General features: G+C 68.4%; 20 protein-coding genes and 1 tRNA gene. 7 read left to right on the top strand and 14 right to left on the bottom strand.

Annotated features, from left to right (window positions below):
• Positions 1 to 67 precede the first annotated feature (67 nt).
• Both BMX96_RS02975 and BMX96_RS02970 read left to right on the top strand, forming a co-directional pair.
• Positions 68 to 754 (top strand): RraA family protein, encoded by a 687-nt coding sequence (locus tag BMX96_RS02975; RefSeq protein ID WP_091844102.1) that lies wholly within the window; start codon positions 68 to 70, stop codon positions 752 to 754.
• Entirely contained in the window at positions 747 to 1,571 is an 825-nt protein-coding gene (locus tag BMX96_RS02970; RefSeq protein ID WP_091844101.1) for an isocitrate lyase/PEP mutase family protein, read from the top strand. Before BMX96_RS02975 ends, BMX96_RS02970 begins: the two co-directional genes overlap by 8 nt.
• 51 nt (positions 1,572 to 1,622) lie before the next feature.
• On the opposite strand, the gene BMX96_RS02965 is transcribed toward BMX96_RS02970, so the two are convergent.
• From BMX96_RS02965 to BMX96_RS02955, 3 genes are all read right to left on the bottom strand, one after another.
• Positions 1,623 to 2,204 carry an outer membrane protein gene (locus BMX96_RS02965; protein ID WP_091844100.1) on the bottom strand — a complete coding sequence of 194 codons (582 nt, stop codon included), beginning with the start codon at positions 2,202 to 2,204 and terminating at the stop codon, positions 1,623 to 1,625.
• 190 nt (positions 2,205 to 2,394) lie between these two features.
• Positions 2,395 to 4,233 carry an ABC-F family ATP-binding cassette domain-containing protein gene (locus BMX96_RS02960; protein ID WP_091844098.1) on the bottom strand — a complete coding sequence of 613 codons (1,839 nt, stop codon included), beginning with the start codon at positions 4,231 to 4,233 and terminating at the stop codon, positions 2,395 to 2,397.
• A gap of 146 nt (positions 4,234 to 4,379) precedes the next feature.
• Positions 4,380 to 5,111: a GNAT family N-acetyltransferase gene (locus BMX96_RS02955; protein ID WP_091844096.1), complete on the bottom strand. Its 732-nt coding sequence runs from the start codon at positions 5,109 to 5,111 to the stop codon at positions 4,380 to 4,382.
• A gap of 129 nt (positions 5,112 to 5,240) precedes the next feature.
• Here BMX96_RS02955 and msrB point away from each other — a divergent pair, with 129 nt between their 5' ends.
• Positions 5,241 to 5,633 carry a peptide-methionine (R)-S-oxide reductase MsrB gene (gene msrB, locus BMX96_RS02950; RefSeq protein ID WP_073125725.1) on the top strand — a complete coding sequence of 131 codons (393 nt, stop codon included), beginning with the start codon at positions 5,241 to 5,243 and terminating at the stop codon, positions 5,631 to 5,633.
• Positions 5,634 to 5,673: 40 nt separating this feature from the next.
• Here the strand turns inward: msrB and BMX96_RS02945 are convergent, their stop codons facing one another.
• A complete protein-coding gene (locus BMX96_RS02945) occupies positions 5,674 to 6,120 on the bottom strand; it encodes an outer membrane protein assembly factor BamE (RefSeq protein ID WP_091844094.1) in 447 nt (148 codons plus the stop codon).
• A 124-nt stretch (positions 6,121 to 6,244) separates the two neighbouring features.
• Between BMX96_RS02945 and BMX96_RS02940 the strand changes: the two genes are divergently transcribed.
• Together BMX96_RS02940 and BMX96_RS02935 are read left to right on the top strand one after the other, a co-directional pair.
• On the top strand, positions 6,245 to 6,772 hold the full coding sequence (locus tag BMX96_RS02940) for a YceD family protein (RefSeq protein WP_236736936.1): 528 nt from the start codon (positions 6,245 to 6,247) through the stop codon (positions 6,770 to 6,772).
• Positions 6,772 to 9,018: a xanthine dehydrogenase family protein molybdopterin-binding subunit gene (locus BMX96_RS02935; protein WP_091844090.1), complete on the top strand. Its 2,247-nt coding sequence runs from the start codon at positions 6,772 to 6,774 to the stop codon at positions 9,016 to 9,018. The genes BMX96_RS02940 and BMX96_RS02935 overlap by 1 nt, the downstream gene beginning before the upstream one ends.
• Here the strand turns inward: BMX96_RS02935 and BMX96_RS02930 are convergent.
• The 10 genes from BMX96_RS02930 to BMX96_RS02885 form a co-directional block, all read right to left on the bottom strand.
• On the bottom strand, positions 9,015 to 9,350 hold the full coding sequence (locus tag BMX96_RS02930) for a dihydroneopterin aldolase (RefSeq protein ID WP_091844088.1): 336 nt from the start codon (positions 9,348 to 9,350) through the stop codon (positions 9,015 to 9,017). The genes BMX96_RS02935 and BMX96_RS02930 overlap by 4 nt on opposite strands.
• Positions 9,347 to 10,111: an SDR family oxidoreductase gene (locus BMX96_RS02925; protein ID WP_091844086.1), complete on the bottom strand. Its 765-nt coding sequence runs from the start codon at positions 10,109 to 10,111 to the stop codon at positions 9,347 to 9,349. Before BMX96_RS02925 ends, BMX96_RS02930 begins: the two co-directional genes overlap by 4 nt.
• Positions 10,104 to 10,958: a hypothetical protein gene (locus BMX96_RS02920; RefSeq protein WP_091844084.1), complete on the bottom strand. Its 855-nt coding sequence runs from the start codon at positions 10,956 to 10,958 to the stop codon at positions 10,104 to 10,106. The genes BMX96_RS02925 and BMX96_RS02920 overlap by 8 nt, the downstream gene beginning before the upstream one ends.
• Positions 10,955 to 11,833 carry an NAD(P)/FAD-dependent oxidoreductase gene (locus BMX96_RS02915; RefSeq protein ID WP_091844082.1) on the bottom strand — a complete coding sequence of 293 codons (879 nt, stop codon included), beginning with the start codon at positions 11,831 to 11,833 and terminating at the stop codon, positions 10,955 to 10,957. The genes BMX96_RS02920 and BMX96_RS02915 overlap by 4 nt, the downstream gene beginning before the upstream one ends.
• A gap of 56 nt (positions 11,834 to 11,889) precedes the next feature.
• Positions 11,890 to 11,964 (bottom strand) — tRNA-Val (locus BMX96_RS02910).
• A 13-nt stretch (positions 11,965 to 11,977) separates the two neighbouring features.
• Positions 11,978 to 12,391 (bottom strand): HU family DNA-binding protein, encoded by a 414-nt coding sequence (locus tag BMX96_RS19845; protein WP_236736935.1) that lies wholly within the window; start codon positions 12,389 to 12,391, stop codon positions 11,978 to 11,980.
• Between the two features lie 150 nt (positions 12,392 to 12,541).
• Positions 12,542 to 14,947 carry an endopeptidase La gene (gene lon, locus BMX96_RS02900; RefSeq protein WP_091844080.1) on the bottom strand — a complete coding sequence of 802 codons (2,406 nt, stop codon included), beginning with the start codon at positions 14,945 to 14,947 and terminating at the stop codon, positions 12,542 to 12,544.
• 168 nt (positions 14,948 to 15,115) lie between these two features.
• Positions 15,116 to 15,685, bottom strand: coding sequence for a hypothetical protein (locus BMX96_RS02895; protein WP_091844078.1), 570 nt, complete (start codon positions 15,683 to 15,685; stop codon positions 15,116 to 15,118).
• Positions 15,682 to 16,809 carry a tRNA guanosine(34) transglycosylase Tgt gene (gene tgt / locus BMX96_RS02890; RefSeq protein ID WP_091844075.1) on the bottom strand — a complete coding sequence of 376 codons (1,128 nt, stop codon included), beginning with the start codon at positions 16,807 to 16,809 and terminating at the stop codon, positions 15,682 to 15,684. Before tgt ends, BMX96_RS02895 begins: the two co-directional genes overlap by 4 nt.
• Before the next feature lie 105 nt (positions 16,810 to 16,914).
• Positions 16,915 to 17,733 (bottom strand): class I SAM-dependent methyltransferase, encoded by an 819-nt coding sequence (locus tag BMX96_RS02885; RefSeq protein WP_175481638.1) that lies wholly within the window; start codon positions 17,731 to 17,733, stop codon positions 16,915 to 16,917.
• 93 nt (positions 17,734 to 17,826) lie between these two features.
• On the opposite strand from BMX96_RS02885, the gene rimK reads away from it, so the two are divergent.
• Together rimK and BMX96_RS02875 are read left to right on the top strand one after the other, a co-directional pair.
• A complete protein-coding gene (rimK, locus tag BMX96_RS02880; RefSeq protein ID WP_091844071.1) occupies positions 17,827 to 19,230 on the top strand; it encodes a 30S ribosomal protein S6--L-glutamate ligase in 1,404 nt (467 codons plus the stop codon).
• A gap of 25 nt (positions 19,231 to 19,255) precedes the next feature.
• Positions 19,256 to 20,920, top strand: a complete 1,665-nt coding sequence (locus BMX96_RS02875; RefSeq protein ID WP_091844069.1) for a mechanosensitive ion channel family protein — start codon at positions 19,256 to 19,258, stop codon at positions 20,918 to 20,920.
• Positions 20,921 to 20,929: the final 9 nt, after the last annotated feature.

The following is a 20,929-nucleotide window of genomic DNA, read 5'->3' as shown; positions in this document are numbered from 1 at the left end:
CCACATTCCCGTTGCAGAACCCGCCCCGCCGCCGCACCCTCGCCCCGTCAGGCAGAGGGAGGCAGACATGATCGAGGAACCCGTCAAGCTGGTGGTGAAACGCGACCGCCCGCGCCCCACCGAGGCCCAGATCGCGGCTTTCCAGGACACGCCCACCGGCTTCGTCGTGGACGCCATGTTCGGGCGCGGATCGCTGGACACCCGCATCGCGCCGCTGGACCGGCATCGCCACCGGGTGGCGGGCCCCGCGCTCTGCGCCGAGAATCAGCCGGGCGATATCCTCGCCACCCTGGCCGCCCTGAACTTCGTACAGCCAGGCGATATCCTGATGATCGGCGTGGCGGGCTGGCAGGGCTGCTCGGCCGCAGGCGACCGGGTCTGCGGAATGGCGAAGAACGGCGGCGCCATGGGTCTCGTCACCGATGGGCCCTTGCGCGATCTCGAGGGGATCGAGGCGGTGGGCCTTCCGGCCTGGTGCACGGGGCTGAACCCGGGCTCGCCCTTCACCACCGGCCCCGGCACGGTGGGCGGCGCGATGGCGCTGGGTGGGCAGCACGTCACCACCGGCGACATGATCGTGGCCGACGCGGACGGCGTGGTCGTCGTGCCCTTCGACCAGATCGACAGCGTGATCGCCCGGCTGGACGCCGTGCGCCATTCCGAGACGTCGCTGGATGCCGAGGTGCAGGCCGGCCTCAAGGTGCCACCGGCCATCGTCGAGCTGGTCGGTAGCCCCGACACGCGCCATGAGTGATCCGGGCGCGGTCTTTCGCGCCCTGCACTGTCCCGGCGACCCGTTCATCCTGGCCAATGCCTGGGACGCGGGATCAGCCCGGATGCTGGCGGCGCTGGGCGCCCGGGCCATCGCGACCTCGTCGGCGGCGCAGGCGTTCACGCTGGGCCTGCCGGATGGCAGCCTCACCCGCGACCAGGCGCTTGCCCACGCGCAGGACCTTGTGGCGGCGACCCCGCTGCCCGTGTCCGGCGATTTCGAGGATGGCTGGGGCGACGCACCCGAAAAGGTGGCCGAAACCGTGCGCCTGGCCGCCGAGGCGGGCCTGGCCGGCATCAGCATCGAGGATACGCCCCATCCCGACGCGGCCCATTACGACCGCGATCTTGCCATCGAGCGCGTCCGCGCCGGGGCCGCCGCGGCGCGGGCCCTGCCCCGCGACTTCGTCCTCTGCGCCCGGGCCGACGGGGTGATGAACGGCCGCTACGACCTGGACGAGGCGCTGGCGCGGATCGCCGCGTTCGATACCGCCGGGGCGGATGTCCTTTACGTGCCGTTGCCAGGCGACCTGGCGGCGCTGAAACGGGTTTGCGCCGCAACGTCGAAGCCGGTGAACGTGCTGGCTGCCGGTCCGTTGGCCCGGCACGACCGCGCGGCGCTCGCGGGGGCTGGCGCGGCGCGCATTTCGCTGGGATCGGCCCTGGCCCGCGTGACCCACGCCGCGATTCGCGATGCGGGCATCGCCATGTTCCGGCACGGGGACTTCACGCCCCTGACCGACGGCATGCCCGGTGCCGAGGTGGATGCCATGCTGTCGCGAAACGGCATTTCCGATTGAAAAAGGGCAGGCCCGGCGGCCTGCCCTTTTCCGGTCCGAAAGATCTTTCGATCAGAAGCGGTAGCCGAAGCGCGCCTGAAGGGTGGTCGCGTCCACGTCGACACCCGAGTTGTCGAAGTCGTCGAATTCGTGACGCAGCAGTTCCAGACCGTAGTGGAAGCGGTCGGAAACGGCATAATCGACGCCGACACCGTAGAGATAGCCGTTGTCGCTGACGCTCGCGCCACCGACTTCGCCCGAGGCATACGCCCCGCCGACGGTGCCGTAGAACAGCGCTGCGCCGGTGCCGTAACCGGCTTTGACCTTCAGGCGGTGCACACGGTCGATGAAGGCAATCGGCTCATCGTCGATATTGGCGGCGTTGAGGTCGAGTTCGGCGCCCACGACGGTATTGCCGAAATCCACGTTGTAGCCGGCGAAGACACCGGCGATCTCGCCGCTGGGATCGGACAGCGTACCGATATCGCCCGTGCCGTAGCCCAGCGACGTACCGGCATATGCACCGGTCCAGTCGATCGAGACCGGCGGCAGCGGAGCCAGCGGCGCGACGGGCGCGGGCGCAGTTTCGATGCCGCCTGCGAAGGCGGTGGAAGCCGCAACGATGGCGGCGGCGGAAACAGTTAGCAGTTTCATTTCTGCTCCTTTGTGGTTCAAACTTTGACGCGAGGCGCTTCGGCCTTCGTTACGCTGATCATTCGGCGACCTCGGGTGCTCAACACGACAAATAAGTCGTGCAACGGCTACGGCAATTGTCTGCCCCTTGGACCCGTCGAACAAGCAGGGTTTCGCTCAATTCTGGGCGAGTGCTACGTATTTGCATCGCTCAGCCTCCCGCTTTTTCAGCAAGATCCAGCCAGTCGTCCTCGGCGGCGGCCAGTTTTTCTTGGCGAATGGCCAGTGCCTCGGTGGCCTTGCGAAATTTTACCGGTTCCGCGGTGAAAAGCGCCGGATCGGCCAGCAATTGCTCAAGTTTCGATATTTCAGCCTCGAGCCGAGCGATCTCGCCCGGCAAAACCTCGAGGCGATGTGATTCGGTGAAGCTCAACCGAGCGGCTCCGGACATGTCATCCCCGGTCTTGCCCGTCTCGCCGCTGTTGGGCTTTGACGCCTTGTCGGAGGTTTGCGGCTTCGCGGCCGGCTGCGGCATGGCCCGGTCGGGCTTTTGCGCCTGGTAGTCGCTCCAGCCCCCGGCATAGATTGTCGCGCGGCCCCCGCCCTCGAAGGCGACGGTCTGCGTTGCGACCCGGTCCAGGAAGTCGCGGTCGTGGCTGACCAGCAGAACCGTGCCGTCGTAATCGCCCAGCACGTCCTGCAAAAGATCCAGCGTCTCGATATCCAGGTCGTTCGTCGGCTCGTCCAGAACCAGCAGGTTGGACGGCTTCGCCAGGATCCGCGCCAGCAGCAGGCGCGCGCGCTCGCCCCCCGACAGCGACCGCACCGGGGCGCGGGCCTGGCTTTCGGAGAACAGGAAATCCTTGAGGTAGCCCACCACGTGGCGGGGCTGGCCGCGCACCATGACCTGATCGGCCGCGCCGCCCACGCGCATCTCGGGCGTGCCGGTCAGGCTTTCCCACAGGGTCATGTCCGGGTCGAGCTGCGCGCGGGCCTGGTCGAAGACGGCGATCTCCAGGTTGGTGCCATGCTGCACCTCGCCCGTGTCGGGTGAAAGCTCGCCCGTCAGCATCTTCAGCACCGTGGTCTTGCCCACGCCGTTGGGCCCCACGAAGGCCACCCGGTCGCCGCGCTGGATGCGAATATCGAACGGGCTGAGGATGGTCCGGTCGCCGTAGGATTTCGAAATTCCCCGCGCCTCGATCACGCGCTTGCCGCTGCCCGGCGCCGCGGCGGTGTCCAGCGCGGCCGTCCCCTGCCGCCGGATCATGTCGGCGCGCTGCTGGCGCAGGTCCTGCAAGGCGCGCACCCGGCCCTGGTTGCGCTTGCGCCGGGCACTGATGCCTTCCACGGCCCACCGCGCTTCGGCCTTGATCTTGCGGTCGAGCTTGTGGCGCTGGATGTCCTCTTCCTCCCAGGTGGCGTCCCGCCATTCCTCGAAGGCCTCGAACCCCTTTTCCTGGCGGCGCACCGCGCCCCGGTCGATCCACAGCGTGGCGCGCGTCAGCGCCTTCAGGAAAGCCCGGTCGTGGCTGATGAGCACGAAGCTCGTCCGGCTGGATTTCAGCTGGTCCTCGAGCCAGGCGATGGCCTCGATATCCAGGTGGTTCGTGGGCTCGTCCAGCAGCATGAGCTCGGGCGCCTCGGCCAGAAGCTTGGCCAGCGCCGCGCGCCGCCGCTCGCCGCCGCTGGCCTTGGCCGGGTCGGCGGCAGGATCGAACTTCAGCCCCTCGGCCACCATCTCGACCTTGTAGGCCTCCCCCGGGTCCAGCGCGCTCGCGGCGAAGTCGCCCAGCGTGGCGAACCCTTCCATGCTCGGGTCCTGCTCCATATAGCCGACGGTGGTGCCGGGCGGCAGCACGACGTCCCCCCGGTCGGGCTCGACCAGCCCGGCCATGACCTTCATCAGGGTCGACTTGCCTGAGCCGTTGCGCCCCACCAGCGCCACCCGGTCGCCGGGATGCACCACGAGGTCGAGATCGTCGAAAACCGGGTTCCCGCCGTAGGTCAGCGAGATGCCATTGAGCTGGAGAAGGGGTGCACGCGCCATGGCTCGCAGGTAGGCGCAGCCGCGGGGAAGGTCAACGCGGCACGCGCGAACATCCGTCGTGGACCAGCGCGGCTCCGGACTACGCGGCCCCGACCCATCACCGGTCTGCAAATACCTCGGCCCGACGGCGCAACCGGCGCGACCCGTCAGCCTGTCGCCGCCAGCGCCCGAAGACGGCGCGCCCGCGCGGGGGGAATCCGCGCGGTCTCGACCCCGGTAAAGACATGCAGCGTGCCCATCCCGGCATCGATCACGGCGTGGTCGGACACCCAGCCGCCCATCCCCAGATAGGACCGCATGAGCGTCGGCATGGCCTGCAGCGCCGCGCGCGGATCGATGGCCGGCGCCAGGTCGTCGAACCGGACCACCGGGCCGCGGCCGGGCGTGGGGCGCCACCGGTCGGGGCCGCGATATCGCGCGCCCAGCAGCGACAGCGCCGCGGCGTGAGGCGCCGGGTCGCAACCCGCGAAGCTGGTGCACCCGAACAGAAGCCCCGCGTCGTCACGGTCCGCCAGCCGGGTGATGCCCGCCCAGGCCAGCCGCAGGATGTCGGGGTCGCCCACCCCGGGCGCGACGCAAAACCGGCCCAGTTCGATCAGCGGCGCCGGAAAAGCCGCCAGTTTCGACAGGTCGTAGAACTGGCCCGCGTAGCTGGCATTCGCAAGCTCGGGCCCCCGCAGGCTCAGCGCGCGGAAGGCGGCCACGGGCGCGCCGCTGACGCTGTCCTCGACCGTGGCGTGGGTGGCGCGGTCGTCCACCGCGTCGGGGCCATCCCGGTCCACCGGGAAAATCCGCGCACGCAGCGCCATCGCCCGGTCCAGATCGCCCGGCGCGCGCCCCGATCGCAGGCGGAAACGCCCTGTCTGAAGGTCGATCATGGCGAGCCGCGGCGCCCCTCACCCCTTGGATGGTCAGGTGACGTGTCTATCTAATGGCCAAGGAATGCAACCATAGGCCGCCCTGCCACCGGCGCGCGCGGCCCCGACAGGAGACACCGAAGGACCGTCATGGAGAAGATTGAGAAGACCGACGCCGAATGGCGCGAGCAACTGACGCCCGAGGCCTACAAGGTCACCCGCAAGCACGGCACCGAACGCGCCGGCACGCACGAGGATTTCCCGGACGGGCCGGGCACCTATAACTGCGTGTGCTGCGGGCTGCCCGTGTTCGACCAGGACCACAAGTTCGAAAGCGGCACGGGCTGGCCGTCCTTTTACAAGCCGGCCGACGACGCGAATGTCGAGACCTCGGAAGATCGCAAGTTCTTCATGGTCCGGACCGAAGTGCATTGCGCACGCTGCGAGGCGCATCTGGGCCACGTTTTCCCCGATGGCCCAAAGCCCACGGGTCTGCGCTATTGCATCAACGGCGTGGCGCTGGATTTCGAGCCGTCGCGCTGAGGGGTCAGGCGCGTCGCCCCGACGGGCGGCGCGCGGCGCCTCACTCGAAGAAGTCGGCGGCGTTGAAGTTGCCCAGGTTGCCGAACAGCTGACGCAGGAAGCCCACGCCCTGAACGTTGGCCTCGGTCACGCGTCGCGACAGGCGCACGACGCGACCATCCTCAAGGCCGTAGCGTTCGATGTTGCTGACGGTGCCGCCGCTGTTGAAGCTGACGGCGACGACTTCGCGGTCGATCTCTTCCGGCGCGCGCCAGCCGAAATTGCGAAACCGGCTTTGCACGTAATACCAGCCGCTGTCGTCGAGAACGCCCATGCTGGTGGGCCGCCCGATGGCCTGTGTCACGTCCGCCTGGGTCGAGACGCCCACATCCAGTTGCGCCAGGTCCTGATCGGTCGGCACGTATCCATGATTGCGATAGACGGCCGTGCAGGCGGCCAGCGCCAGCACCAGACCAAGCGCGATACCGCGACGCAGTGCTGCTGCCATTCTCGTCCCTGCCCCTTGTCCTGCCGAGACGCCTCGGCCTATTCCGGTGACAGGTAACGCAAATCCACCGCGCACTTCAAGAATGGAGACGCGAATGCCCCAAACACCCCATGACGGCGCTAAAGTGACGTCACGCTCCCTGCGCCTGGCGCGGCTCGACCGGACGCATCCGCACGCGTTCGAACTGGTGCCAGACGCCGACACCCGCGCGGCGTTGGCCGAGGAGCTGGACCTGTCGGCACTGCGCAAGCTGCGCCTGGCAGGCGCGCTTCACCCCGAAGGCCGCGCCGACTGGCGGCTCGAGGCGACGCTGGGCGCGACCGTGGTGCAGCCCTGCGGCATCACGCTCGAGCCGGTGACCACGCGTATCGACCGCCCGGTCGCCCGCCGCTACGTCGAGGCCTTCCAGCAGCAGGATCTGCCGGCCGAACAGGAGATGCCCGAGGATGACAGCCTTGAGCCGCTGCCCGACACGCTGCACCTGGACAGCGTGCTGATCGAGGAGCTGGCGCTGTCCATCCCCGCCTTCCCGCGCGCCGAGGGGGCCGAGATGGGCGATGTCGGCGCGACGCCGCCGGGGGCCGAGCCGATCCGGGACGAGGACACCAAGCCCTTCGCCGGGTTGCGCGACGCGCTGAAGGGCGACGACTGATGGGACGCGCGGCCCGGATCGCGCGCCGCAGTTTCCTCATCGGCAGTGCCGCCTTGGCGGGTGGTGTCGCCTTCGGCACCTACCTGGTGGTCCGTGACCCCGAAAACCCGCTGGAGGCCAGCGCGGGCCCGGGCGAGGTGCCGATCACCCCCTACGTGCTGCTCGATGCCACAGGTGTCACGCTCATCACCCCGCGCGCCGAGCTGGGACAGGGCGCGACCAGCGTGCTGGCCGCGCTTCTGGCCGAAGAGATGGACCTGGACTGGGGCGCCATCCGCACGCTGCACGGCCCGCCGTCGCCGGCTTACTGGAACGGCGTCGTGGCGGGCGAAGGCCTGCCCATCGCAGCCACCGACGACAGCTACCTCGCGCAGGCCGGCCGCGGCATCGGCGCGGCGGCGGCCAAGGTGCTCGGCCTTCAGATCACCGGCGGCTCGTCCACCGTGCCGGACGCCTACGACAAGATGCGCGCCGCCGGCGCGGTGGCCCGCGCCACGCTGCTGCGCGCCGCCGCCGCCGAGACAGGGATTGACGCGGGCGACCTGCGCACCGAGGCCGGGCAGGTCGTTCTGCCCGACGGCACCGCCCTGCCCTATGGGGCGCTGGCCGGCCGCGTCGCCGAGACCGAGCTGCCCGACCGGGTGGCGATGAAGGATCCGGAAGACTGGCGACTGCTGGGCACGTCCTTCCCGGACCTCGCGCTACGGGACAAGGTGACGGGCCGGGCGCGCTATGGCATCGACTTCTACTTGCCGGAGATGGTCTATGCCGCGATCCGCCAGCCGCCGTGGCCGGACGCGACGATCGGCAATCTCGACGACAGCGCGGCTCGTGCCGTGCGCGGTGTCAGCGACGTGGTGCAGGTGGACGGCGCGGTCGCGGTCATCGCCAGTGGCACCTACCCGGCGATGAAGGCCGCGAAGCTGCTGCGGGTCGATTGGACGGCCCCCTCAGGCCCGCGCGAGGACAGCCGTGAAACACGGACCCGCCTCATGGCCGCACTCACCGACGACACCCGCGACAGCCGGCTGCGCGATGACGGTGACGTGGATGATGCATTGGCCGGGGCGGCCGAGCCTTGGGACGCCGAGTATTTCGTGCCTTACCTCGCCCACGCGCCGATGGAACCCATGAGTGCCACCGCGCAGCTTGCGAACGGCAAGCTGCGGATCTGGACTTCGACCCAGGTGCCGTTGATGCTGCGCGACAAGGCCGCCGAATTGCTCGGGATATCGCCAGAGGACGTGGAGGTGACCGTGCTGACCGGCGGCGGGTCTTTCGGGCGGCGGCTCGAGCTCGACTACGCCCTCCAGGCGGTCCGGATCGCGCCCCACACCGGGGGTCGCCCGGTCAAGCTCACCTGGACCCGCGAAGAGGACATGACCCACGACTTCCCGCGCCCGGCCGCCGTAGCGCGGGCACGGGGGGCCGTGGCCGACGGCGGCATCGGCGCGCTGGATCTCGCCATCGCCGCGCCGTCGACCGCCGCGTCGCAGATGGGCCGGCTGGGGTATCCGGCGATGGGGCCGGATGTGGCCATAGTGGCCGGTGCCTGGGACCAGCCCTTCGCGATTCCCGCCCTGCGGGTCACCGGCTACCGTGCGACCGAGACCGTCGGCGTCAGCTCGTGGCGGTCGGTGGGCGCATCGGCCAACGCGTTCTTCCACGAATGCGCCATCGACGAGCTGGCCCACGCCGCCGGGGCCGATCCCCTGGAAGAACGCCTGCGGCTGTGCAGCGATCCGGCCTCGGCCCGCGTGCTCGAAGCCGTGGCGGATCTGTCGGGCTGGGGCACCGATCTGCCCGCGGGGCACGGCCGCGGGCTGGCCTTCTGCCTGTCCTTCGGCGTGCCCACAGCGCAGGTGGTCGAGGTCGCCACCACCCCACGCGGCCTGCGGCTGGTGGCGGGATACGCGGTGTCCGAAATCGGCCGCGTGCTGAACCCCGACAACGTGGCGAACCAGATGCAGGGCGGCATGGCCTGGGGGCTGGGACACGCGATGTTCGCCAAGCTGACCTATCGCGACGGTGTGCCCGAACAGGATAATTTCGACAGCTATCGCGCGCTGCGCCTGCCCCAGTGCCCGCCGATCACGACGCGGGCGCTGGAAACATCGGACCATATCCGCGGCATCGGCGAGCCCTGCGTGCCGCCCGCGGCCCCGGCTTTGGGCAATGCGATATTCGCCGCGACGGGACAGCGCATCCGCGCCCTGCCCTTCGCAGACCACGTGACCTTCGCCTAGCCTTCGAAAACGAGGCCAACCGCCTTGCAGTCCGGATAGACGTCCGGCTTTTTCGAATGGACCCGGGCGTGCCGGACGCCCTCCATCGCCGCGATGGCGGCGTGGATCTGGGTCGTCAGTTCCTCCTGCGTGGCGACCCGCGTGCCGGCATAGCCGCGGATCAGGTCGGCCACCCGGTCGTAGTCGAAATAGAGGTCACCATCGGCCGCCGCGACCTCGACATCGATCTCGGTCGAGACGAGGACCCGCTGCATGGCGTCCTTCTCGAACTGGTGGATGCCCAGGTACATCTCGATCTCAAGCTCTTCCAGCAACACCTTGAAGCGCGTCATCCCGCCTGCCCCTCCTTCACCAGGAACGCCACGTCGCGCGGCAGCGCCCACAGGGCCTGCCCGCCGTCTAGCGTCACGATCTGCCCATTCGCGGCCCCGTCATTCCACAGATATTCGACCGTCGCGGCGATGTCCGCCGGGCTGACCCGTCGCTTCAGCGGATTGATGCGCGACGATTTCACGAAGTTCTCTTGGCTCTGCTTGCCCGAGATCAGCACGATGCTGGGCGCGATACCGCAGACCCGCGGCCGCCCGTCGAAGCGCAGGGCCAGCATCTCGGTCGCGGCCTTCAGCGCGGCCTTCGACACGGTGTAGGTGAAGAAATCCGGGTTGAGCGCGTCGAGCTTGTTGTCGAGCATGTTGACGATCAGCCCGTCCGTGTTGTCGCCCTGCGCCTCCATCGCCTGCGCGAGAAAGACCGGCGCGCGAAGGTTCACCTCGAAATGCGTGTCGAAGCTCGCGTCGGTCAGGTCGGTGATGTCGTCGTTCACGAAACTCGAGGCGTTGTTGAGAAGCAGGTCCACCGGCCCGAACGCCGCGCGCGCCGCGTCGAAGACAGCGTGGCAGGCCTGCTGGCTGTCCAGCGCGCCCTGCACCAGCGCGCAGACCTTGCGGTCCCGGTTCAACTCCTCGGCCAGCGCCTCGGCCTCGGTGGCCGAGCTGCGGTAATGGACGACGACGTTCCACCCGAGCGCGGCGAAATGCCGGGCCACGTCGGCGCCCAGCCGCTTGGCCCCGCCGGTGATGAGAATGTTAGGCATCGTCGAAGGGCCGGGCGAACATCTTGGGGCTTTCCTGCAGCAGGGCGCGGATCATGAACATCAGGTCCTGCGCGAAATAGACCTTTTCCGAGGGATTCCAGACCGTGTCCTCGGCCAGCCGGGTGGAGGCCACAAGGACAACGTAGGTGCGCCCGTCGACCACGCGGATCAACGGCTCGGGATTGAAGGCATAGGCGATGCCGGTGCGCCCCTCTGGGCCCTGCGCGCCCGCGTCGCGCGCCTGGATCTGCTCGACCTCCAGCGTGTGCTGGAAATGGCTGCGCAGGATGCCGGCCGGGTCCAGCGGCGTGCCGTCGGCCTCGGCCATTCGCGCCAGGTGGTCGTGACGGAACGCGATGTTCACGTTGGCGCGCTTTACGTTCAACTCGACCCGCAGGCGGAGATGGCCGCCCGTCTCACCCGGCAGGCTTATGCGGTAATCGGCGTGGCAGCGGCCCCGGCTGTGATGCAGCTCGACCTTGGCCAGTGCCTCGGTATCCGTGCGCGGCGACCAGCGGCGCGACGGGAAGGTCCGCCACTGCCGATCCTCCTCGGGCAGGAACTGCAACTGGTAAGGGATCGTGCGGGTCAGCACCCGCTCGGTCCGGCGCCGGATCGAGCGTTCGCCGAATGACGCCCCCAGCGCGATGATGCAGACCAGCAGCAACGGAAAGACGATACCCAGCACGTAGGCTCCGGCCTCGACCCAGTCGGGGCTGGTATCCTCGACCAGCGCGCCCCAGAACAGCAGCATCGCCACGCCCAGCGTGCCCGCCACCAGCAATCCTATCAGGACCCGCACCCAGACCGGAATGAAGATGATCTGGACCTGGTTCGCGATGTTCATGTCGTCCCGCCGCGTCGTCTTTCGATGTCCTTCGCCACGATGACACCATCGGCCAGCGCGGTCGCCACGCAAGGATAACCGCGACCGTTCACGTCGCCCACAGCGTATAGACCGGGAAGATTGGTCTGGCACACCGCATCGACCACCAGGTGGCCCGCCGCGTCGGTTTCGATCGTGCCGGGCAACGTTGGCACGGCGGGCGCCCAGCCGTAGCAGACCAGCGCGCGGTCGAAGCGATGCGCCCCGCGGGACCAGTGCACGGCGCCGTTCTCGACCGTGTATGCGCCCGTGTGCTTGTGCTCCGCCGGGATTGCGTCCCACAAGTCGTCCCGTGCGCGCCGTGTCCGGGCGAAGAGGTGCAGCGAGGCGGGATCACGCGCCGACAGGATCCCGTGCGCTTCGCAGGCCGCATCGCCACCGCCCAGGATCACCACGTTGCGCCCGCCGATATCGTCCAGCGCCGCCGTGCCGACCAGTCCGATCTCGACACCCGGCAGCGACTCGAGCCCGCCGGTCCGCTCGCGCGTGCCCGTGGCCAGGACGACCGTCCGCGCCGACACCGTTCCTCCGCCGGCGAGCGTCAGGACGAAGCCGTCGGACGACGCCGACACGGCGACGCAACGCTCACCCGCCACGCGGCAGCCCTGCGCCGACAGGTTGTCCGCAATGTTGCGCGCCACCGACCGCGCGGCGGTGGTCGCCTGAACGACCGCGAGCCATGAGTTGGTGAAGGGCGAGCGCGCCTGCAAACCGCCCAGGGTCCCGGGTTCGAGCAGCAGGCAATCTATGCCCAGCTTGGTCAGCCACAGCACGCATTGCGCGCCGGCCGGCCCGCCACCGACCACGGCCACCTCGACCCGGTCAGGCAGGGTCATGGTCAGTGGGTCGCCGGGCGGGCCAGATCAACATATGTTCCGGAAAAAGGGGGAAATGGTGGGTGATAACAGATTCGAACTGCTGACATCTTCGATGTGAACGAAGCGCTCTACCACTGAGCTAATCACCCGTTGGGCCGCCTTCTAGCCGCCCGCGTCGGGGTCTGCAAGGGCTTCCGTTTCGTCCAGTGATTGCGACGAGCGACGCAGTTTCAGGGTCAGCGCCTGGCCGTTCGGCAGGTCCTTTTTCTTCTGCACCTTCACCTTTCCGAAGGGTTGCAGGTTCAGCTGTTCGCCGTCGCTCAGCGCCTGTCCCATGACGGCCAGCATGGCCTCGACGATCGGCTTGGCCTCGGGCTTCTTCACGCCCGCCTGCGCGGCGACACGTTCGAGCAGGTCCTTCTTCTTGATCTCGGGACCGTCGGCGACCTTCTGCGCGGGCTTGACCAGCGACGGCGGCGGGGCCTCGGGCACGCTGGCCAGTTCCGGTTTGGGCGGTGTGCCGGGCTTTGGCGCGGCGGACTTGCTGCCGGTGGCCCCTTTCGTCGGTCGTGCCATGGTATCCTGTCATCCCTGTCTGGTTTGCGCGCAGGTTAGCCGCTGGCGATGCGCCTGTCATCGGCCGAGCGGCCCGGACCCTCACATTCCACCCTGAGACGAGAACGGGCGCCCGAAGGCGCCCGTTTGGTGGTCAGTTTGCCGGTTCCGTCAGTGCGCGGTGGGCGTTGCGGCCGGGTCCGCACCGGGCGCCAGGCGCGCCTGGGCGTCCGCCGCTTCCTGGTCGGCCTCGCCCCATTCCACCGCTTCGGGTTTGGCGGTCAGGGCGTGCTCCAGCACCTCGGAGACGTGGCGGACGGGGATGATGGTCAGCCCCTCCTTCACGTTATCGGGGATGTCGGCCAGGTCCTTCTCGTTCTCCTGCGGGATCAGCACCGTCTTGATGCCACCACGCAGGGCCGCGAGCAGTTTCTCCTTCAACCCGCCGATGGCCGAGGCATTGCCGCGCAGCGTGACCTCGCCGGTCATGGCGATGTCCTTGCGCACCGGGATCTGCGTCAGCACCGACACGATGGCCGTTACCATGGCTAGGCCGGCCGAGGGGCCGTCCTTCGGAGTCGCGCCGTCGGGCACGTGGACGTGGATATCCAGCGTGTCGAATTTCGGCGGCTTCACCCCGATCTGCGGGCTGATCGACCGGACATAGCTGCTGGCCGCGTCGATGGATTCCTTCATCACGTCGCCCAGCTTGCCGGTGGTCTTCATCCGGCCCTTGCCCGGCAGGCGCAGCGCCTCGATCGACAGAAGCTCGCCGCCGACGCTGGTATAGGCCAGTCCCGTGACAACGCCGATCTGGTCCTCTTCCTCGGCCAGGCCATAGCGATGCTTGGGCACGCCCAGGAAATCGGCCAGGTTGTCCTCGGTCACGGTGACCTTCTCGGCCTCTTTCTTGACGATCATCGTGGTCGCCTTGCGCGCCAGCTTGGCCAGCTCACGCTCCAGGTTCCGCACGCCCGCCTCGCGGGTATAGGTGCGGATGATGGCGGTCAGCGCCTCGTCGGTGACCTCGAACTCGCCCTTCTTCAGGCCGTGATTCTTGACCTGCTTGCCCAGAAGGTGACGGCGCGCGATCTCGGCCTTCTCGTCCTCGGTGTAGCCCGCCAGCGGGATGATCTCCATCCGGTCCAGAAGCGGCCCCGGCATGTTGTAGGAGTTCGCCGTGGTCAGGAACATCACGTTGGACAGGTCGTATTCCACCTCGAGATAGTGGTCGACGAAGGTGCCGTTCTGTTCCGGGTCCAGCACCTCGAGCATCGCCGAGGCCGGGTCGCCACGGAAGTCCTGTCCCATCTTGTCGATCTCGTCGAGCAGGATGAGCGGGTTCGTGGTCTTGGCCTTCTTCAGCGCCTGGATGATCTTGCCCGGCATCGAGCCGATATAGGTCCGGCGGTGGCCGCGGATCTCGGATTCGTCACGCACGCCACCCAGCGAGATGCGAATGAATTCGCGTCCCGTGGCCTTGGCAACCGATTTGCCCAGCGACGTCTTACCCACGCCCGGAGGACCGACGAGGCACATGATCGGCCCCTTCAGCTTCTTCGAGCGCTGCTGCACGGCCAGGTACTCGACGATCCGCTCCTTCACCTTCTCGAGGCTGTAGTGATCGTCGTCGAGGATCTTCTGCGCGCGGCCCAGATCCTTCTTCACGCGGGACTTGGTGCCCCACGGGATCGACAGCATCCAGTCGAGGTAGTTGCGCACCACCGTGGCCTCGGCCGACATGGGCGACATGTTCTTGAGCTTCTTCAGCTCGGCCTCGGCCTTTTCGCGGGCTTCCTTGCTGAACTTGGTCTCGGCGACCTTCTGCTCCAGCTCGGCCACCTCGCCGGCACCGTCCTCGCCGTCGCCCAGCTCCTTCTGAATGGCCTTCATCTGCTCATTCAGATAGTATTCGCGCTGGGTGCGCTCCATCTGCGACTTGACGCGGGTCTTGATCTTCTTCTCGACCTGCAGGACGGACATCTCGCCCTGCATCATGCCATAGACCTTCTCCAGCCGCTCGCCCACGTCGAGCGTTTCCAGAAGCCCCTGCTTCTGTTCCACCTCGACGCCCAGGTGACCGGCCACGAGGTCGGCCAGCTTGGCGGCCTCGCGCGTCTCCGACACGGCCGACAGGGCCTCTTCGGGGATGTTTTTCTTGACCTTCGAATAGCGCTCGAACTCTTCGCCGACCGACTTGGTCAGCGCGCCCACGGTCTCGGGCTCGCCCGGGGTCTCGGTCAAAGGGGTGGCCGTCGCCTCGAAGAAGCGCTCGTTCGGCACGTAGTCGTCGATCTTCACGCGGCCGCGGCCCTCGACCAGCACCTTCACGGTGCCGTCGGGCAGCTTCAGCAATTGCAGCACGTTGGCCAGAACGCCCACGCGGTAGATCCCGTTCTCGTCGGGTTCGTCCTGGGCGGCATCGATCTGGCTGGCCAGCAGGATCTGCTTGTCGTCGGCCATCACCTCTTCCAGGGCGCGCACGGATTTCTCGCGGCCCACGAAGAGCGGCACGATCATGTGGGGGAAGACCACGATGTCGCGCAGCGGCAGGACTGGGTAGGAATGCTCGGTCATCTTTGTATCCTTCTTGGCAGGAACGAACGATCCCGCTTGGGCGGCGATGCTGTCGTTCCCCGGTCTTCCGTTATCTGGGGGCGGCGTGGGGACGCTTCAACCAGGGTGAGACCCGTGATGACGCTGACTGTGACGCCTGCGCGCAGCGGTCGCAAGGGCCGCTTTGCCTCACCCGTCGCCCGGGGCCGGTTCGGCGGGGCGCAGCAGCACGGTTTCGGTCAGGTAGAGGGTCGCGCCATCGTTCTGCAGCGTCAGTTCGGTGATCCCGAGCAGCCGGTCGGTGAAATAGGCGACGATCGTGATCGTCCCCTCGACCCGGGTGCCGCCCTCGATATCCACTGTACCGCTGAACTGCGGCAGGCTCTCGGGCCCGCAGGGCGTATCGGACAGGAGGTCCGCAAGCACCGCGTTCTCGGTCGTGTCGAGCACGTCGTCCACCCGGTCGACATCGAAAGGCACGGGCCGGGCGCGTCGCATGTCCAGCGGCGCGATGCCGAGGTTGTCGAGAAAACCCGTGGTCATCGCCAGGCCCGGATCACCGGCGGCCAAGCGCACCCGGATCTCTCCCGGCGCGCGAATCCGCGCGGTGTCGAGGCTGTCGATGGACTGGCGCGGCTCACCCGTCCAGGTGCCGGCCAAGAGGTCTGCCAGCGCGTCGTCCGGGGCCTCGCACAGCGACGTGGCGTTGGCCGCCGGTGCGGCGAGAACGATCAGCAGCGCGGCGACGACGGCTTTCATAGCGGCGCGATATCCCCCTCGGCGCGGGTCGCGTGGAAATCGGCCTCCCACGCGGCGAAGCGGCCGGCGGCGATGGCGTCGCGCATGCCCTGCATGATCTCCTGGAAGTAATGCAGGTTGTGCCATGTCAGCAGCATGCCCGAGATCATCTCGCCGGCGCGAAACACATGGTGCAGGTAGGCGCGAGAATAGCCGGTGCAGGCCGGGCAGGAGCAGCTTTCGTCCAGCGGGCGGGGGTCGTCGGCGTGCCGGGCGTTCTTGATGTTGACCACGCCGCGCCGGGTGAAGGCCTGCCCGGTCCGCCCCGAGCGGGATGGCAGCACGCAATCCATCATGTCGATGCCGCGCTTGACGGCGCCCACGATGTCGTCGGGCTTGCCCACCCCCATCAGGTATCGCGGCTTGTCCGCCGGCAGCTGCGCGGGGGCGTAGTCCAGCACGCCGAACATGGCCTCCTGCCCCTCGCCCACGGCCAGGCCACCCACGGCGTAGCCGTCGAAGCCGATATCGACCAGGGCCTTCGCGCTCTCCTCGCGCAGATCGGGCTCGAGCCCGCCCTGCTGGATGCCGAACAGCGCGTGGCCCGGCCGGTCGCCGAACGCGTCCTTCGACCGCGCGGCCCACCGCATGGACAAGCGCATGGAACTGGCGATGCGGTCGCGGTCGGCGGGCAGCGCGGGGCATTCATCGAAACACATGACGATGTCGCTGCCCAGCAGGCGCTGGATCTCCATGCTGCGCTCGGGCGTGATCTCGTGGCGCGAGCCGTCGATATGGGATTTGAAGGTCACCCCCCGCTCGGTCAGCTTGCGCAGGTCGGCCAGGCTCATCACCTGGAAGCCGCCGCTGTCGGTCAGGATCGGCCGGTCCCAGTTCATGAACCCGTGCAACCCGCCCAGCCGGTCGATCCGCTCGGCCGTGGGGCGCAGCATCAGGTGATAGGTGTTGCCCAGCAGGATGTCGGCCCCGGTGGCGCGCACGCTTTCGGGCAGCGTCGCCTTGACCGTCGCCGCCGTGCCCACGGGCATGAAGGCGGGCGTGCGGATATCGCCGCGCGGGGTATGGATGGTGCCGGTGCGGGCGGCGCCGTCGGTGGCGTGCAGGTCGAAGGAAAAGCGGGTCATGGCCGGCGGTCTAGGCCGAAACGCGGGCGCGGAAAAGGCGGATCGTGGCGTGGGTGGCGGACGTCGGATGAGTATTTGACGACCAGTGATGCCGCCATCGGCCGGTCAGGCCACCGCGGTGAACAGGTTGATCCGCGCCGGAACATGCACCGCGCCGTCCGCGGCCCAGGGCGCGAAGGCCTGCGCGATCCGCCCGGTCACGGCGGCGCGGGTGGACTTGTCGGCCCGGTGGTGTCCCAGCACCGAGCTGGCGCCGCCGACCCGGGTGGCGTTGTAGGCGACCTGTTCCAACGTGCCCGGCTGCGGCAGGACGATGTCGAGCGCCCTGCCCCGGGACTTCTGCCATCCGGCCGCCCGCATCAGCGCCACGGTGGCGTCCACGTCCCGCAGCCGCATGGGCCCGGGCGCGTCGGGATCGCTGTCGAGCGGCCCTGTGGCGGCGACGGCCAGCGCGCGCGGGACCGAGAACCAGGGATTCACCTCGGTCGCGGCCCAGGTGGCGAAGGCCAGCCGCGCACCGGGCCGCGCCGCGCGCCGGAGATTGGCGAGCGCGGCTTTTGTGTCGGTGAAGAACATCATGCCGAATTGCGACGCGATGGCATCGACCGGCGCACCGGGCATAGCGTCGGTCTCGGCATCGGCGAGGGTGTAGTCGGCATTTCCGGGCGCCCTCGCCCGGGCGGCGGCCAGGAACGCGGGCGAGATGTCGATCCCTTGCACCTGCCCGGCGCGCGCGGCCAGCACCCGGCTGAGCGCACCGGCCCCGCAGCCCACGTCCAGCACCACCGCCCCCGACAGATCCCCCAGCGCGTCGGCCACGGCGTGGGTGACGGGCGTGAAGGTCGCGTCGAGGAACGGCGCCATCTCGACCCAGCGTGCGCCCACGTCACCGCCCCAGAACGCCTTTTGCGTCTCGTTAACCATGGCGGCATATGACCAGAGCGCGGCGCGGCCCGCCAGACCTTTCCCTGTGGCGGCGGCTGTGCGACAGAGGCGCCGCAAAAGCAGGAGGCGCATATGTCTGAACCGCTGAGACTGGGTTGGGAAGAATGGGTGAGCCTGCCGCAGCTGGGCCTGCCCGCGCTGAAGGCCAAGGTCGACACGGGCGCGAAGACCAGCGCGCTGCACGCAAGCGATATCGAGCCCTTCGGCACCGCCGCGCAGCCCAAGGTGCGGTTCCTGATGCACCCGATTCCCAGCCGGCCGGAGCTCGCCATCGCGTGCTCGGCCCCGGTGACCGACCGGCGCGAGGTCACCAGCTCGAACGGCGAGACCGAGCTGCGCTTCGTCATCACCACCAAGATGCGCGTGGCTGACCGCGAATGGCCGGTCGACATGACACTGACCGACCGTAGCTCCATGCAATACCGCATGCTGCTGGGCCGTCAGGCCTTCAACGACGAGGTCATCGTCACCCCGAACGAGTCGTTCTGCCAGCCCACGCTGAGTTATGATGTCTATTCCTCTGCCAAAGTGCGCGAGGTGGCGCCCGACCGCGCGCTGCGCATCGCGGTCCTCAGCCGCGAGAACAACTATTCCACCCGCCGGCTGGTCGAAGAGGGCGAGCGGCGCGGCCACACGGTCGAGGTGATCGACACCCTGCGCTGCTACATTGCCCTGAACGCCATGGCGCCCGAGGTCCATTACGACGGCAAGCGCCTGCCCCGCTACGACGCGGTGATCCCCCGCATCGGCGCGTCGATCACGCCCTACGGCACCGCCATCATCCGCCAGTTCGAGACCATTGGGACCTGGTGCATCAATGGCAGCGCGGGCATCACCGCGAGCCGCGACAAGCTGCACGCGCATCAGGTGCTGGCGCGCCAGAAGATCGGCATGCCCGCCACCGCCTTCGCCGCCTCGCCCAAGGACACGGGCAGCCTGATGGCGCTGGCGGGCGGCGCGCCGATGATCGTGAAATTGCTGGAATCGACCCAGGGCAAGGGCGTGGTGCTGGCCGAGACCAAGAAGGCCGCTGAATCCGTCATCACCGCCTTCCGCGGGCTGCGGGCGAATTTCCTGGTGCAAAGCTTCGTCAAGGAAGCCGCGGGCGAGGATATCCGCTGCCTGGTGCTGGACGGCCGCGTGGTCGCGTCGATCAAGCGCACTGGCGTCGCGGGCGATTTCCGGTCCAACCTCCACCTGGGCGGCGCGGCGAAGGCGGTGAAGATCACCCGGGCCGAGCGCGACACCGCGCAACGGGCCGCGCGCGCCTTCGGCCTCGGGCTGGCGGGCGTGGATCTCCTGCGCGCCAGCGACGGGCCCAAGGTGCTCGAGGTCAATTCCTCCCCCGGCCTTGAAGGGATCGAGGGCGCCAGCGGCAAGGACATCGCCGGCGCGCTTTACGACATGGTCGAACGCCGCGCGCGGCCCGCCCCGGTGCGCCGCAGCCGCAAAAGCGCCGGCACGGCGGGAACCTGACGGACGCCAACGCGCTTTGCGTATCATGGGGAGACGAATCATCACCGCCGTCGCGCTGGTCTGCGCGATCGTCATCGCTGTGGCCTGGCCCGCGTCCGCGCAGGATGGCGAGGGCCCCGTCGGCACGTATTTCCAGCTGGAATCGCTGAATACCGGACTTGAGAACAGACCCGATTACCTGGATCTTTCCACGCCGCAGGGGGCGATCGAGACGTTTCTCGACCTCATCGACGTGGGCGATCCCGCGGTGGCCCACGTGCTGAACATGAACGGGCTGGACGAGGTGAACCAGCCCGTGCTGGGCCCCCGGCTCGCCCGGCAACTGGCCTTCGTGCTGGACCGCCAGGCGCTGATCTCGTGGCGCCTGCTGCTGGAACGGCCGGACGCATTGAACGCGCAGCAGGCCAACTCGGCCACCATGTCGGGCGAGCCGCGGCGCTCGATCCTTCTCGGTGTGCTGGACGACGGCCCGCGCGAGGCGGCGGTCCGGCTGTCGCGGGTGCGGGTAGGCGATGCCGAACCGATCTGGATCTTTTCCCGGCGCACGGTCGACCAGATCCCGGATCTCTACGCGCAATACGGGCCCTCGTGGCTCGAGAACGTCTTGCCCGACGTCCTGAAGCGCGAGACGTTCCTTGGCCCCGAGCGGTGGGAGCTGATCGGAATCCCGGTGATCGTGGCGATCACCCTCGTGTCGGGATTGCTCGCCTATCGCGGGTTTCACGAGCTCGACCGCTTTGCCAACTCGTACTGGAGCCGGATCACTCTGCGCGCCTTGCGCTGGCCGCTGATCATATTCGTGGTGACCACGGTCCTGCTGATCGCCGCCATGCGCGTCTTCACCGTCTCGGGAATGGCCGGCGCCATCCTGACCCCCTTGACCGTTATCGGCTACACGACCGCCGTTCTGCTGTTCGCGCTGGAGGTCATCGACACGGTTCTGGACCGCATCGTGACCTTCGACAGCGAGAAGCTGGCCGACCCCGACAATTCCACGATCCGCAACCTGGCGACCGTGATGACGGCGGGCAGGCGGGCTCTCATCGTGATCGGGCTGATGATCGCGGCCGGCGTCGTCATGTCCTCGGCCAACCTGTTCCGGTCCCTGGGCTTCTCGCTGCTGGCCTCGGCCGGCGCGCTGACACTGATCCTGGGCTTCGCGGCACGGACGGTGCTGGGCAATATCCTGGCGTCCTTGCAGATCGCGCTGAACCGCTCGGCCCGGATCGGCGACCAGCTGATCTTCGACGGCACCTTCTGCAACGTCGAGCGCATCCATTTCACCTTCGTCCAGCTGAAGACCTGGAACGGCCAGCGCAAGGTCGTGCCGGTCAGCTATTTCGTGTCGAAGGAGTTCGAGAACCTATCGATGGAGGACGGGGCCTCGATCCGCTTCTCGGTGCTGACCTTCGCGCAGGAGGCCGATGTCGATGCCCTGCGTGACGAGTTCATCGCCCTCTGCGAGGAGGACGACCGGGTCGAACCAAAGGACCGCGTCAAGGTGATCGTGCTGGGCCAGGACGCCTTCGGCCAGCAGGTCCGCTTCGAGGCGCCGATCCCCGAACAGGACAAGGCCTGGGCGACCGAATGCGACCTGCGCGAGGCCATGCTGAAAGCCGCCCGGCGTCTCGAGGACGAGACCGGCAAGCCGGTGCTCCCGCGGGTGGGCATGGATGACGCCGCCGCCTGACGGGTCTGG

Origin of the sequence: Palleronia pelagia (assembly GCF_900110115.1) — a bacterium.
Lineage (GTDB): Bacteria > Pseudomonadota > Alphaproteobacteria > Rhodobacterales > Rhodobacteraceae > Palleronia > Palleronia pelagia.
This window is presented reverse-complemented; position numbering and strand designations above follow the sequence as displayed.

Coding starts and splice junctions, on each gene's coding strand:
- BMX96_RS02975 (WP_091844102.1), top strand. CDS start 68: ATGATCGAGGAACCCGTCAAGCTGGTGGTGAAACGCGACCGCCCGCGC.
- BMX96_RS02970 (WP_091844101.1), top strand. CDS start 747: ATGAGTGATCCGGGCGCGGTCTTTCGCGCCCTGCACTGTCCCGGCGAC.
- BMX96_RS02965 (WP_091844100.1), bottom strand. CDS start 2,204: ATGAAACTGCTAACTGTTTCCGCCGCCGCCATCGTTGCGGCTTCCACC.
- BMX96_RS02960 (WP_091844098.1), bottom strand. CDS start 4,233: ATGGCGCGTGCACCCCTTCTCCAGCTCAATGGCATCTCGCTGACCTAC.
- BMX96_RS02955 (WP_091844096.1), bottom strand. CDS start 5,111: ATGATCGACCTTCAGACAGGGCGTTTCCGCCTGCGATCGGGGCGCGCG.
- msrB (WP_073125725.1), top strand. CDS start 5,241: ATGGAGAAGATTGAGAAGACCGACGCCGAATGGCGCGAGCAACTGACG.
- BMX96_RS02945 (WP_091844094.1), bottom strand. CDS start 6,120: ATGGCAGCAGCACTGCGTCGCGGTATCGCGCTTGGTCTGGTGCTGGCG.
- BMX96_RS02935 (WP_091844090.1), top strand. CDS start 6,772: ATGGGACGCGCGGCCCGGATCGCGCGCCGCAGTTTCCTCATCGGCAGT.
- BMX96_RS02930 (WP_091844088.1), bottom strand. CDS start 9,350: ATGACGCGCTTCAAGGTGTTGCTGGAAGAGCTTGAGATCGAGATGTAC.
- BMX96_RS02925 (WP_091844086.1), bottom strand. CDS start 10,111: ATGCCTAACATTCTCATCACCGGCGGGGCCAAGCGGCTGGGCGCCGAC.
- BMX96_RS02920 (WP_091844084.1), bottom strand. CDS start 10,958: ATGAACATCGCGAACCAGGTCCAGATCATCTTCATTCCGGTCTGGGTG.
- BMX96_RS02915 (WP_091844082.1), bottom strand. CDS start 11,833: ATGACCCTGCCTGACCGGGTCGAGGTGGCCGTGGTCGGTGGCGGGCCG.
- BMX96_RS19845 (WP_236736935.1), bottom strand. CDS start 12,391: ATGGCACGACCGACGAAAGGGGCCACCGGCAGCAAGTCCGCCGCGCCA.
- lon (WP_091844080.1), bottom strand. CDS start 14,947: ATGACCGAGCATTCCTACCCAGTCCTGCCGCTGCGCGACATCGTGGTC.
- BMX96_RS02895 (WP_091844078.1), bottom strand. CDS start 15,685: ATGAAAGCCGTCGTCGCCGCGCTGCTGATCGTTCTCGCCGCACCGGCG.
- tgt (WP_091844075.1), bottom strand. CDS start 16,809: ATGACCCGCTTTTCCTTCGACCTGCACGCCACCGACGGCGCCGCCCGC.
- BMX96_RS02885 (WP_175481638.1), bottom strand. CDS start 17,733: ATGGTTAACGAGACGCAAAAGGCGTTCTGGGGCGGTGACGTGGGCGCA.
- rimK (WP_091844071.1), top strand. CDS start 17,827: ATGTCTGAACCGCTGAGACTGGGTTGGGAAGAATGGGTGAGCCTGCCG.
- BMX96_RS02875 (WP_091844069.1), top strand. CDS start 19,256: ATGGGGAGACGAATCATCACCGCCGTCGCGCTGGTCTGCGCGATCGTC.